Genomic DNA, 13879 nt, shown 5'->3' with positions numbered 1-13879 from the left:
GTAGAAATGGATCGTACATCGGGTATGAAAAGGATTGAATCGTTCCTGATACAATTTGATGAAAGAATGAGACAAAATGTGCAATATTCGGTAAAGGGTTGTTCTATTTTTGAAAGTATTCTGATTGTTAAATTTTATGCTATATGAAATATAGATTTCAAACGCCATTGAATCGCGTCCTTTATGGGCGACATTTGTTTTGCCTCTTTTCCCTTTGTTTTTTATTAAACGCTGTGCATGCACAGAACCCGCAAACGGTTACTGGTGCTGTTACCGATGAGCGGGGAACGGCATTGGCCGGGGCTAGTATCTCTATAAAGGGTACATCGAATGCCACTGTTGCGGGCGAAGGCGGAACGTATCGGATTACAGTGCCAGGTAATGGCACGCTCGTGGTTTCAAGTGTGGGATATGCTTCCCAGGAAATACCGGTGCAGGACCGGTCCGAAATTAATGTGGTATTGAAGTCTGCTGCTACTGATCTGAATGAAGTAGTAGTAGTGGGTTATGGAACACAATTAAAAAAGGATCTTACCGGGGCGGTTTCCGTAGTGAAGGCTTCTGATGTATTAAAACGACAGTCCACCACTGTAGCTGAAGCTTTGCAGGGGTTAACCACCGGTATTCGTGTCAGAGGTGGCGGACAGCCAGGAGCAGAGGCGCTGATACAGATCCGGGGAGCGAAAAATCTTACGGGAACCAATCCGCTTTATGTAATTGACGGATTGATCACGGATGCCAATCGCGATTTTAACAGTTTTGATATCCAGTCCATCCAGATCCTGAAAGATGCTTCGGCCGCTGCTATTTATGGATCCAGGGCAGCAAACGGGGTGATCATTATCACTACGAAGCAAGGAAAAAGCGGACCGATGCAGATCCAGGCATCCGCCCGGTATACTGTTCAGAAAATGCCGCTGTATGATCTGATGGAAACACCGGACTTTATGAAGCTAAATTACCAGGCGTATGATAATGCTGGCGTTCCGCGACAAAAGCTGGATAGTACAGTTAATACCGATTGGCAGGACGTTGCATTTCGTACCGGAGCAGCGAGGGATCTGAACATGAGTTTCTCCGGTGGAGGTAACAGTGGCTCTTATTATGTTTCCGGCGGGTATTTTGGAAACAAAGGAACAGTGATCGGAACAAAATTCGATCGCTATAATCTGCGGGTAAATACACAAGGCTCAAAAGGCATTTTCAGTATCGGGGAAAACCTGGCTATTAGTAACGCGAATGTAGCTGATATGCAGGGCAACCCGGTGGTAGATGTGTACCGCTTACTACCTACAATACCGGTATATGACAACACGCATCCGGGAGGATATGGGTATGGTGATGAACAAAAAGCAAGAACCTTCGGAACCAATCCGCTGGCAATCGCAAATATTGTCAATTCAGGCGTTGACAATTTTCGTGTAAGAGGGAATCTGTGGAGTGAGTTAAAGTTTACTTCGTTTTTAAAATACAGGTTGAACCTGGGTTATGAAACGAGTCGGGATCATTATAAATACCTGAAAAAAGATGGCTACTGGACACTCAACCAGTCTTACGATCCATCCATTGCAAATGAAAACCGGGCTTCTTATGAAAATAAACTGGTTGAAAATACGCTGACATTTAAAGAAAAGTTTGGAAAACATGATGTTTCTGCTATTTTAGGACAATCATTCCAAAAACAAACCTATGCCCAGATATGGGGTTCAAAACGAAACATTGTACAGGATGCATCCGGCCATTATTATGATGTACTGGATCAGGGTGATGGCGGGCAATTGGGCGGATACCGGCAGGAGGCTGATCTGATCTCTTACTTTGGACGGGTAGAATATGCGTATGATAATCGATACCTGATCAATGGTGTGTTACGTTACGATGGAACATCAAGGTTAGGTACGGATCATAAAACCGGCTATTTCCCTTCCGTATCTGCAGCATGGCGTATCAGCGGCGAAAAATTTTTCAATGTGAGCTGGATCAGTGATCTAAAGCTAAGAGCGAACTATGGAACACTGGGTAGCTCCAATATCGGATATTATGATCCATTCCCGGTGATCAATACATTTCCGACCATTGCCATGGGAAGAGACCAGCATGTGGAACATCTGGGAACACAGGTGAAGCTTACCAATCCGGATCTTCGCTGGGAAACACTGGAGCAGCAGAATTACGGGTTTGATGTGTCGTTCCTTAATAACAAACTATCGCTGACAGGGGATTATTTTATTGCAAAAACCCATGACGTACTTTATGGCGCGCCTATATTAATGACTACTGGTAATGACGGTGGTAACCCGCTGGTGAATGCGCTCTCACTTCAAAACAGTGGCTTTGAGTTTGCAATTACCTATCAGGAAAATACCGATGCGTTTAGATACGGGGGGACGTTGAATTTTACAGCAATACGCAATAAAGTATTAAAACTGGGCTACCAGGGTAATGATCTGTTTACAGGATTGACCCGTACCACCGTAGGACAGCCATTAGGGTTGTGGTATCTTCTGAAAACGGATGGGCTTTTCCAAACACAGGACGAAGTGAACAATCACAAAAATTCAAAGGGGCAGGTGATACAGCCAAATGCAAAGCCGGGCGATCTCCGGTTCGTGGATCTGAATGACGACGGCCAGATCACCAATAGCGATAAAATGGATATGGGAAATGCATGGCCCAAATTTGAAACAGGACTTAATCTGAACGCTTCTTATAAGGGATTCTCACTGGCAATGGACTGGTTCGGTTCATTTGGGGCAAAGGTGATCAATGGCCCACGTATTGCAATGGACGGTTTTTCTGATAATGCCAACTATCGCAAAGGCATACAGCCCTGGACACCCGAGAATCCAAACACCAATACACCCAGGGCATTATATGCATCTACGTTGAATTCGAGGGGAGACATTGATCGCTGGCTGGAGAGCGGCTCTTTTGCACGTTTAAAACTGATCAGTCTGTCTTATGACCTGCCAAAAGAATGGCTTTCCAGGATCGGGTTTACCAATGCCCAATTATCCGTTTCGGGTCAGAACCTGATAACCATTACAAAATATACCGGCTTGGATCCAGAATTTAACAATACGAATATCTATGAAAGAGGTTATGATTTTGGCGCTTATCCAAATCTGAAAATGTTCTCCGTAGGATTAAATTTTGGTTTTTAAGATATTTGATTTAAGTGCTATTCCGGCTATAATACGCCGGTAACAAAAAAATATTCCAATGAAAAAGAGTTTATTATTTATACTAATAGTGCTGTTGCTGACCTCCTGCAGTAAATCAGTGCTGGATCAGTTAAATCCGAATGCAATGCCGGTTTCCCAGTTCTGGAAAACGGAAGACGATGCCCAGAAAGGGGTGAATGCTATTTATGCGATGTTCTATCAGAATGGGGGCTGGAACCGCTGGATCTATTTCAGGCTGGATCTTACATCCGATGAAGGAATGAGTAAAAGTCCCTGGGTAGAGCTGGCTGACTGGACGCGTTTTAACTATGTAAATTATAATTTTTTCGAAGGGAATGGGAATACCTGGAAAGATACATACAAAGCGATCTTCCGCGCCAACCAGGTGCTGAAATTTGTTCCGAATATTCCCTTTGCAGATGAAAAGAAAAAGGCGGCCATTCTGGCCCAGGCAAAATTCTTTAGAGCGTTTTATTATTTTTATGGAGCGGTACTCTGGGAAAATATGCCGGTGATGACGGATCCACATCTGGATGATCCGGGATATACACCACCTGCCGGTACATTAGCTGAAGTATGGGCACAAGTGGAAAAAGATCTTAAAGAGGCATTACCGGATCTTCCGGTAACCTGGGACAATCCGAATGTTGGACGTCCTACCAAAGGATCTGTAAATGCTTATCTTGCCCGCGCCTATATGCAACAGCATAAATGGGCTGAGGCTAAAACGGCGCTTGATTATTTTTTCACCGGTGAAGGAAAGGGATTGTATCAATTGGTAGATTACAAAGAGAATTTTAGAGCTACACAGGAAAATAATGCCGAATCGGTTTTTGAGATCCAGTTTTCCGACGCCAACAAAACAGGGGAGGGCGATGGTGTAAATGCCAATATGGGCAGTAACCGCACGCAGTTCTTTGCGCCAAGGGGTATTGGCTGGTCCGACGGCCAGGCCCGCTTCTGGCTGGTACAGGAGTTCAAGAAGGAAAAAACAACGGATGATAAGATCGACCCCCGGCTCCGTTACTCGCTGTTTTACCCCGATCTTGAAAAAGACTTTGGCGATAAAGTATACGGTCGCAGCTGGGAGTGGGGCACCGATGAAGCCTGGTTTAAGAAGTATTCGCGGGATTATTACCGGAATAATGAGGATTATTATTCTGAGGTAAACAACCGGTTGGTTCGCTATGCAGATATTTTACTGATGTATGCGGAAGTGTTAAATGAACTGGGCAACACATCGGATGCTTATCAATATGTGAACCAGGTACGTACAAGAGCGCAAATGGCTTCCCTGGCCACGGCGTACCCGGCAATCGGTAATAATAAAGACCTGTTCCGTGAGCGACTGAAGGTAGAGCGGGCCCTGGAACTTTGCGGCGAAAGTGTACGCTGGGCAGACCTGAAACGCTGGGGGGATCTGGAAACCCAGCAGAAAGTGGATGTGGTGGCACAACGTGATCCGGATTTTAAAAACTTTACAGTGGGAAAACATATCCGCCTGCCAATACCGCAAACAGAAGTGCTGAACAATCCAAACCTAAAACAGAATGCGGGGTATTGATGACCGCGGGTGTTGATAAAAGGAAGCTCTGATGTGATGAGGAACTTGTTCCGGCATCTAAAAGAAATTAGTTGTTTAATAAATTCCAATATTTTCGGTTCACCGGAAAAGAGCGGTAATCCATCATAGATTAAATAGAACCGCTCAGCAATAAAATAATTATATAAAACCATAGTGCATCATGAAAAAATTGAACCTTAGACATGTAATGAAAAGAACAATGGCCTGGGCAGTAGCGGTCCTGTTGTTCGCGTCCTGTAATAACCCGGAAACGGCAGGAAGTGAAAATAACGAGCCTGCAGCTGCCCGGGAAGTGTGGACGGCACAACAGGCCAATGACTGGTATGCAACACAGCCCTGGTATGTGGGAGCCAATTTTTTGCCCAGTACCGCTATCAACCAGCTGGAAATGTGGCAGGCTGAAACTTTTGATACGGCTACCATTGATAAAGAACTGGGCCTGGCAGCTTCTATAGGTATGAATGTGATGCGTGTATACCTGCACGACCTCGTGTTCAAAAATGATGAGCAGGGATTTTATGACCGGATCAATAAGTTCCTGGAGATCGCCGACCGGCATAAGATAAAAATATTATTTACCATTTTTGATTCCTGCTGGGATCCTTTTCCAAAAGCCGGTAAACAAAGAGATCCGAAGCCCTTTACGCATAATTCCGGCTGGGTGCAAAGCCCCGGTCAGGCAGTGCTGAAGGATTCCACGCAGTACCCGGCATTAGAACAATATGTAAAAGCCATCGTAGGCAAGTTTGCAAATGATCAGCGCATCATTGCCTGGGATGTATGGAACGAGCCGGATAATATGACCGGAGCCTCTTATGAAAAAGTGGAGATCCCCAATAAAGTGGCGCTTGTATTGCCCTTGCTGAAAAAGACATTTGAATGGGCCCGGAGTGCGAATCCTTCACAGCCGCTTACCTCTGGCGTGTGGGCCGGTAACTGGGCGGCGGACAGTACGCTGAAACCGATAGAGCGGTTGCAGCTGGAGGAATCGGACATTGTATCCTTTCACTGCTATGATGATTCGGTAACGCTTCGCAAAAAGATCAACGAGTTAAAAAGATACAATAAACCCATGTGGTGTACGGAATATATGGCACGCCCGAATAAAAGCACCTTCCAGAGCGCATTGCCTATTGGTAAAGAGTACAAAGTGGCGATGATCAACTGGGGGTTTGTAGATGGTAAATCCCAAACCATTTATCCCTGGGATAGCTGGACAAAAACCTATACCGGTGAGCCGCCTCTGTGGTTCCATGATATTTTCCGGAAAGATGGAACGCCTTATAAACAGGACGAAGTAGATTTTATAAAGTCCATGACCGGGAAACAATAAGGTACCTTCGCAAGATTGGTGTTTCTTATAAAACCGGATCCCCGTTCGTGGTAAAATCATGAACGGGGATCCGGATAAAAGGAGCTGAAACAAATATAAAAAAAACGGTTGTTTGAAACCTACAGTTTCGTATTTTGAACCATTAAATCCCTGATACGTGTATCGCTTTTTTTTAAGCCTTCTGATTTGCCTGACTGTACTGCGTTTTGAAGCTGTGAGCCAAACCGCCGATGCGCCCAACCCGCTGGCAGCGGATCCAACAATCTTTTATCACAAAGGAGTGTACTATCTCTATGGCACGAACGGACATAATGCTGATAAAGGATTTATGGCCTATACTTCCACAGACCTGTATACCTGGAAGGCCGCGGGACAGGTACTTACGCCCGGAGCGGCATTTGGCACAAAAGGGTTTTGGGCCCCACAGGTATTTGCGTATAAGGGGCGGTTTTACATGGCCTATACAGCAAATGAACATATTGCCATTGCAGTAGCCGATAGTCCCCTGGGGCCATTTAAGCAAAAGGAGTTAAAGCCGCTGGAGGCTCCGGTACGGATGATCGATCCCTTTGTTTTCTTTGATAAGGGCAAAATTTATCTGTACCATGTACGGCTGCAGGAAGGTAACCGGATCTTTGTAGCCGAAATGGATGCAACACTCCAACGCATTGAGGAAGCAACCGCCCGGGAATGCATACATGCTACCGAGCCCTGGGAAAATACGGCCAATGCAACATGGAGCGTTACGGAAGGCCCTACTGTTTTTAAAAAAGGCGGCCGTTATTATATGCTCTATTCTGCAAATGATTTCCGTAACCCCGATTATGCAATAGGAGTTGCAACAAGTGTATCTCCAACGGGCCCCTGGATCAAACAGGCAGGCAACCCGGTTATTTCAAAAAACAATACAGGATTTAAGGGTACGGGGCATGGCGATCTTTTTAAAGATAAAAAGGGTAACTGGCAGTATGTATTGCACACGCATTTTTCCGAAACCCGGGTGGGGCCGCGTAAAACCGCAATCATACAGGTGTTGCTGCCGCAAAATCAACATGAAACAATCACTACTGTTCCCGAAACATTTCGATTTTTAAATCTTCAATAATGCTGCGATTCTTTTCTTTTTTTCTTTTTGTGGTAGTTATGGCCGGATGTTCCGGCACTAAGACGGCTACAGCTGTACACACATTTACCAACCCGCTGTTACCTTCAGGGGCGGACCCCTATAGCTTTTATAAAGACGGCTATTATTATTATACCCATACGGCGCAGAACCGGCTGGTGTTGTGGAAAACCAGAAACCTTTCTGATCTGAAAAATGCGGAGCAAAAAACGATCTGGACGCCGCCCCGTAATACGAAGTATTCGAAAGAGCTGTGGGCGCCTGAGATCCTGTTTTTAAGAGGTAAATGGTATATGTATTTTGCGGCGGACGACGGCAATAATCATAATCACCGGATGTATGTCCTTGAAAACAGTGCCGCCGATCCAATGCAGGGGGAGTGGGTGTTTAAAGGGAAAGTTGCAGACCCCGCCGATAAATGGGCCATTGACGGGGATGTATTTGAATACAAGGGACAGTTGTATATGATCTGGTCCGGGTGGGCCGGTGATACCAATGGCCAGCAGAATATTTATATCGCAAAAATGAGCAATCCCTGGACGATCGAAGGGGAGCGGGTGCTGATTTCAGAACCCGAATACAAATGGGAAAAATATGGATACCTCAGGGGCGAAACCCCCGATCATGTATATGTAAATGAGGGGCCGCAGTTCCTGATCCGTAACGATCGTATTTTTATTGTGTATTCGGCCAGCGGTTGCTGGACTGAAAATTACACGCTGGGCATGCTAACTCTTAAAGACAATAAAAATCTTTTGGACCGGAATAATTGGATAAAAAGTCCCGAACCTGTATTTAAAGCGGCACCGGAAAACGGCGTGTATGCCGCGGGACATAACTCATTCTTCAAATCACCCGATGGCAAAGAAGACTGGATCCTTTATCATGCCAATCCGGAACCCGGACAGGGATGTGGGGGACACCGTTCACCACGTGCGCAGCGTTTCACCTGGCGCAAAGATGGTACTCCGGATTTTGGCCGTCCGTTGCCAACAAGTACCGCTTTGCCGGAACCATCGAAAAAGAAGTAGTATGAAAAAAACGCTTTGTTTCATTGTACTGGTATTATGCTTACAGGCTGGTGCCCAGGAGCAGGCGGTGATCCAAACCGATTTCCCGGATCCTACCGTAATTGTTGCTGATGGAAAATACTATGCCTATGCTACCAACTCTGGTCCTGCAGGAAAATTCCTGCATGTGCAGGTGGCGGTTTCGGAAGATCTGAAAAACTGGAAAATTATCGGGGATGCGCTGCCGGAAAAGCCGGTATGGGGATATAAAGATTTCTGGGCTCCCCATGTATTGTATAACGAACTACTGAAAAAGTATGTGCTGTTTTATTCGGCTGAAACTGTAGATGCAGCGGCAGGAAAGGCCATCGGTGTTGCTTTTGCCGACAAGCCTGAAGGGCCCTTCAAAGATTCCGGTAAACCCCTGATTGTACGCCCGGAATTCGAGGCCATCGATCCGATGGTGATCAAAGATCCGAAATCCGGAAAATTCTTTATGGTATGGGGTTCGGGGTTTCAGCCATTAAGGATCCGGGAAATGGATCCTTCCATGACCGCTTTTGCGAAAGGATCAACCGACCGGGCTGTGATACCGGCAGGAGCCGACCGGGATTATGGAAAACTGGTGGAAGGTGCCTGGATCGATTACAATAACGGGTATTATTATCTCTACTACTCCGGTGACAATTGTTGCGGTGTGAATGCGCATTACGCGGTAATGGTGGCCCGTTCCAAAAATATTATGGGCCCGTACACGCGTTTAGCAACAGTAGCAGCTAACAAAAGCAGTGTAATCCTCAAAAGTGATGACTATATGATTGCACCGGGGCATAATTCAATACTAAAAGACCGGAGCGGGCAAAAATGGATCGCCTATCATGCCATTCCAAAAGAAGCATTTGCCCAAAAGCGATATGGAAGGGTTATGTATTTGGATCGGATTGAATACCGGAACGGTTGGCCGGTAGTTGTAAAACAAGCGCCTCCTGCCATTTCCATACGGTGGACGGACAGTGTTACCATTAGTACGGGATACCGGCAAAATGCATCGGGAGAACCACTGCCCAACTATGGAGCTCAATACCCAAGATTATTGCAGCTTGGAGCAAACAACTGGCTGGCAGCTTATACCGTACAGCGAAATAAAGGCTATCGTAACGATCCCAAAGGCGGATTGGAGCTGGAGATTGCAGAAAGTAAGGACCGAGGCAGAACATGGAGACCGGTCAGCTGGATTACAGACCCTGGAAGGGATCTGGATAATGCACAAATGATCCTGCTGCCGGATGGAACAGTGTTGCTTGCAGGACGTTCGGTTCGCTGGCAGGAATCGTACCGGCTGCCGGTATATAAGAGTAGCGATAATGGAAAAAGCTGGAAGCTGTTAAGCGTGATTGATTTCAATGAAGGGTCCCCGGGCGCATTGGGGAAACCGGATAAAGGAATTTATGAGCCCCATTTTTATTTTTTAAAGGATGGCCGCCTGGCGGTAATGTATGCCAGTGAAAAGCATGTTACGGAATCGCCTTCGTACAGTCAGATCATTGCACAGAAAGTGTCTGATGACCTTGGAAAAACCTGGGGAAAAGAACAATGGGTAGCACATACACCGGGGCATCCGCAATCGAGACCTGGTATGCCGGTTGTAGACCGGATGCAGGATGGTAACTACATGGCGGTGTATGAAGTTTGCGGGCCGGAAGATTGTGGCATTTATTATAAAATAAGTAAAGATGGCCTTCGCTGGGATGAAGGGCTGGGAACAAAAGCCCCGGAGCAAAAAGCTGCACCGTATGTGTTGGCACTTCCGGATGGGAACCTGCTGCTTTCCTCCAACCTGGGAATGGTTACTATAAGCGGTGACTATGGCGTCACCTGGAGAAAGCAGCCGATGCCCTGGACACATCCGGTATCTTTTCAAACCGACTGGACGCAAACCTTATGGCAGAGTATGTATCAGTTTGATGCACATACCATCGGTATTGTAACATCAAGAAAAAGAGCCGGTGGAGGACATGATATAAAAATCCGGTTTGGCCGCATCGAAAAAAACGGTAATTTGTAGGCCTGCCAGGGGAATGATTTATTGTATATTTGACTTTATTAATGATTGCATATGCGGTTGCATAGTTTTTACGGCATCCTTTTATTGTTTTTAGCCTCCGCTGTTCCGGCGCAACAACAGGCACCGGCTGAAGCGGTACACTATATGCCCCGCGTATACCAGCCGTTTGACATTGGGGCTGTAAAGCCCGCCGGTTGGTTGCTGGATCAGCTGAAAACAGTGGCCGGGCATTCTACAGGTCACCTGGACGAAACACATGATAAGATAAAGAAGGACAATGGCTGGCTGGGTGGAAAAGGAGACGGATGGGAAGAAACACCGTATTGGCTGGATGGGGCCGTTCCTGTGGCCTATATGCTGAATGATCCGCAGCTGAAGGAAAAAGTATTAAAGTATATCAACTGGACATTAGAGCATCAGCGGCCCTCCGGGTATTTTGGTCCGCTTACCGCCTACGAGCGCGAAACCGGGAACATCATAACGCCCGAAACGGCCGATAAGGGGGAGGACTGGTGGCCCAAAATGGTGATGCTAAAAGTGCTGCAGCAATACTACAGTGCTACTAAAGATAAAAGGGTGTTGCCGTTTATGCTCCGCTATTTCCGTTACCAGGAAGCAGCGCTAAAAAAAGCGCCGCTTTCAAAATGGACGGAGTGGGCCGTATCCCGCGGTTCGGAAAATATGCTCGTTGCGCAATGGCTGTACAGTGTTACGAAAGAACCATTTCTATTAAAGTTATCAGCATTGATCCGCGACCAGTCATTACCCTGGAGTGCGATGCTGGGAGGGCGCAACTGGGTGATGCATGCGGCTGCCTTTCAGAATAACAAAGCCTGGATGACCCGCCACGGGGTAAATGTGGGCATGGCGATTAAAGAACCGGCACTCAACTACGAACGGACAGGCGATAAAAAGTATATCGATATATTGAACACCGGGTGGAGCGATATTATGTTACTGCATGGATTGCCCAACGGAATTTTTTCTGCAGATGAAGACCTGCATGGCAACCTTCCTACACAGGGTACCGAATTATGTGCTATTGTAGAAACAATGTTTTCTATGGAGGAAGCCCTTTCGATTACCGGCGATCTGAAATTTGCGGATGCCCTGGAGCGGATGACCTTTAACGCGTTTCCCCCTCAAACTACGGCTGATTTTGAAAAGAAACAATATTTCCAGATCGCCAACCAGGTTGCTGTGGAGCGCGGCGTTTACGATTTCTCGCTGCCCTTCGACCGGCAGATGAACAATGTTTTTGGCGCCCGCAGCGGGTACAGTTGTTGCCTGGCCAATATGCATCAGGGCTGGCCGAAGTTTGTCCGGAACCTTTGGCATAAAACGGAGCAAAACGGTATTGCCGCACTTGTTTATGCACCCAGTGAACTGTCCACATCCATCGGGAACCAACCCGTAACAATTACAGAAAAAACAACGTATCCGTTCAGTGATGAAATCCTGTTTGAAATAAAAAACGGGACGGCTGTTTCGTTTCCGCTTTTATTGCGGATTCCTGCCTGGTGCCGGCAACCGGAACTATGGGTAAACAATGAGGCACAATTGCCGGATGTACATCAGGGCCTGGTAACGCTGAAGCGAACCTGGAAAACAGGTGATGTAGTGCGGCTGAAACTGCCCATGGTTATCCAGGTAAGCAATTGGGGACGCAACTCAAGCGCTATAGAACGCGGGCCGCTGGTATATGCATTGAAACTAAAAGAAGAAATGGCTTCGGGTACTGAGGCCGCTGAAGGTACTTATGAAACATTGACCACAACGGATTCCTGGAACTACGGTTTAGTAAAAAAGATAATTGAAACACCTTCGGCACTAAAAGTGGCGGAACTGCCGCTGCAGAAGGATTTTAAATGGGTACAGGAAATGGCACCTGTTACCATTACAGCCACCGGTAAACAGATACCGGCATGGCATGCGGAAAAAGGAAGGGTAGCCGATCAGCCGGTATCCGACAGGGAAGGTATTTATAAGGGACCGGTTGCCGGCGGAGAAACCCCGCTGATCCTGATCCCTTACGGGTTTACCCGTTTAAGGATCGTGGCATTTCCGGTAGTACCGTAAAGAAAGGCGCTGTAATTTTTAAAAATGTAAAACAAAATTGAAAAATGATACACATGAATCAAACGCTTAAAATGGTAACTTTTTCGCTGATGGCGGCAGGCATTCTTTCCTGCAAGAGCCCGGAAAATAAAGAAGGCGCACAAGGCAGCAGCGACTCCACTGCCGTAGCCGGTGCCAACAGCAATTCGGACCTGAACCCGGCAAACTTTGAAGCTACCATCGATGGAAAGAAGACGGGGTTATATACCTTGAAAAATAATAATGGTATGCGGGTAGCCATTACCAATTACGGAGGTCGCATCGTAGGCCTTTGGGTACCGGATAAATCCGGAAAACCTACAGATGTGGTGATCGGACTGAACAGCGTGGAAGGCTATGAAAAAGCAACAGAAGCCTACCTGGGTGCTACGATCGGCCGCTACGGAAACCGCATCGGGCATGCCCGTTTTAAACTGGATGGTACAGAATATACGCTGGCTGCCAACAATGGTCCCAATAGCCTGCACGGCGGCAAGAAAGGATTTCAGTACCTGGTATTGGATGCCGTGCAACCCAACGACAGTACCGTGGAATTAAGCTATACCAGCCCGGATATGGAGGAAGGGTTTCCGGGTGAGCTGAAAGTAAAGGTAACCTACAGCGTTACTTCCGACAATGCCATAAAAATGGATTACAGTGCTCAAACCAGTAAGAATACGGTTGTAAACCTGACCAACCATGCCTACTTCAACCTCAACGGTGAAGGGAGCGGCGATATTCTGAAACACACGGCACAGATCTATGCCGATAAATATACACCGGTTGACTCAACCCTGATTCCTACCGGTAAGCTGGAGCCTGTAGCAGGTACTCCCTTCGATTTTACAAAACCGGAAGCTATCGGTACGCGTATTGGTGCAGATAATATCCAGTTAAAATATGGCAAGGGGTACGATCATAACTTTGTATTGAACGGAACCAAGGGCGCTTATGGCTTAACGCATGCCGCAACCTTCACCGGCGACCAGTCGGGTGTTGTAATGGACATCTATACCCAGGAGCCCGGCCTGCAGTTTTATAGCGGTAACTTTAATGAAGGTAAAAACACATTGAAGTCCGGGGCAAAAGACATTCATCGTGGTGCTTTCTGTGCGGAGACACAGCATTTTCCCGATTCTCCTAATCAACCAGCTTTTCCAAGCGTAGTATTAAAACCAGGGGCAACCTATCATACCGTTTCTTATTATAAATTTTCAGTGAAACAATAAGCGTCCTTCTGCTTTTATAGGACCTATTAGAATAAGGGCCGTCTCAAAGAAAGAGATGGCCCTTATTTTATATAGCCGGCAACCAAAGAATGGCCGGTGGTATAAACGATGTTATAATATCCCGCTATCAAAAATACTAAAATAATAATTTCTTATCTTTGCGTTCAAACTTATATACATGCGAACGCTAAAGTTGATAAATCACCTGAGCGATGCAGCCATAAAAGAGCAGCTTTCAATCATGGCAGGAAA

General features: G+C 46.5%; 8 protein-coding genes. All 8 read left to right on the top strand.

What is annotated here, in order from left to right:
- Positions 1-143: 143 nt before the first annotated feature.
- The 8 genes from Q1V85_RS18965 (at position 144) to Q1V85_RS18930 (ending at position 13627) form a co-directional block, all read left to right on the top strand.
- Positions 144-3164, top strand: a complete 3021-nt coding sequence (locus Q1V85_RS18965; protein WP_300602140.1) for a TonB-dependent receptor — start codon at positions 144-146, stop codon at positions 3162-3164.
- Between the two features lie 58 nt (positions 3165-3222).
- The gene (locus tag Q1V85_RS18960) at positions 3223-4749 is read left to right on the top strand and encodes a RagB/SusD family nutrient uptake outer membrane protein (RefSeq protein ID WP_300602139.1); all 1527 of its coding nucleotides are present in this window, start codon (positions 3223-3225) and stop codon (positions 4747-4749) included.
- 181 nt (positions 4750-4930) lie between these two features.
- The gene (locus Q1V85_RS18955) at positions 4931-6103 is read left to right on the top strand and encodes a cellulase family glycosylhydrolase (protein WP_300602138.1); all 1173 of its coding nucleotides are present in this window, start codon (positions 4931-4933) and stop codon (positions 6101-6103) included.
- A 157-nt stretch (positions 6104-6260) separates the two neighbouring features.
- Positions 6261-7208, top strand: coding sequence for a glycoside hydrolase family 43 protein (locus Q1V85_RS18950; protein WP_300602137.1), 948 nt, complete (start codon positions 6261-6263; stop codon positions 7206-7208).
- The gene (locus Q1V85_RS18945; RefSeq protein WP_300602136.1) at positions 7208-8257 is read left to right on the top strand and encodes a glycoside hydrolase family 43 protein; all 1050 of its coding nucleotides are present in this window, start codon (positions 7208-7210) and stop codon (positions 8255-8257) included. Before Q1V85_RS18950 ends, Q1V85_RS18945 begins: the two co-directional genes overlap by 1 nt.
- Before the next feature lies 1 nt (position 8258).
- On the top strand, positions 8259-10301 hold the full coding sequence (locus Q1V85_RS18940; protein ID WP_300602135.1) for a family 43 glycosylhydrolase: 2043 nt from the start codon (positions 8259-8261) through the stop codon (positions 10299-10301).
- Between the two features lie 51 nt (positions 10302-10352).
- Positions 10353-12380, top strand: a complete 2028-nt coding sequence (locus tag Q1V85_RS18935; protein ID WP_300602134.1) for a beta-L-arabinofuranosidase domain-containing protein — start codon at positions 10353-10355, stop codon at positions 12378-12380.
- Between the two features lie 53 nt (positions 12381-12433).
- Positions 12434-13627, top strand: coding sequence for an aldose epimerase family protein (locus Q1V85_RS18930; protein ID WP_300602133.1), 1194 nt, complete (start codon positions 12434-12436; stop codon positions 13625-13627).
- Positions 13628-13879: the final 252 nt, after the last annotated feature.

Origin of the sequence: Niabella sp. (genome assembly GCF_030150205.1) — a bacterium.
Lineage (GTDB): Bacteria > Bacteroidota > Bacteroidia > Chitinophagales > Chitinophagaceae > Niabella.
The sequence above is the reverse complement of the archived record's forward strand: the minus strand, read 5'-3'. Positions and strand labels throughout refer to the sequence as shown.